The 530-nt window shown below is 68.1% G+C and carries 1 protein-coding gene; it reads right to left on the reverse strand.

Going from position 1 to position 530, the window contains the following annotated elements:
* A partial coding sequence (locus tag HF921_RS13225; protein WP_215894004.1) for a CsoS2 family carboxysome shell protein occupies window positions 1-530 on the reverse strand: 530 nt, incomplete at both ends.

The following is a 530-nucleotide window of genomic DNA, read 5'->3' on the forward strand; positions in this document are numbered from 1 at the left end:
GATGGCAAAACCCCCTTCACGCCCGTCCCCGGTAAGGCGATTGCGCGGCGCTTCCCGCGTTGCGACCACCGGCGCGGCGCTATAGGCCTCATCCCGATAACGGAACTCGGGGGTGCCGGAAACCAGACCCGCCGCGAGATTCACCGGACCGGTGATGCGTCCGACCGCGCCATAGGCCGTGCCGGTCACGCGGCTGAGCGGGCTCTCCTGTGCACTGCGCGCGGGGGTCGTGACGCTAAAATTTCCGCGGACCGCCGCCACCTCCGGGGCAGCGACGGTCGTTTGTGGCGCATCGGCCGGAGCACGGGTGAGGGGATGCATCCGCGTTCCCGCACCCCCCTGCGGTACCCGCTGATCCGCACCACCATAGGGCGTTCCACTTAAAACCAGTCCTTCACCACGGGCGGAACCAGTCACCTTGCTGTCCGGCCCCAAGCGGATGCCCGTCATCGTCGCACCGGCGACACCGCTTCCGCTTGCCATCAAGGCGCGTGCGCTGGCCTGGGAATCGGATGCGCAAAATGCCGCGT

This window comes from Acidithiobacillus ferriphilus, from assembly GCF_018854775.1.
Taxonomy (GTDB): domain Bacteria; phylum Pseudomonadota; class Gammaproteobacteria; order Acidithiobacillales; family Acidithiobacillaceae; genus Acidithiobacillus; species Acidithiobacillus ferriphilus.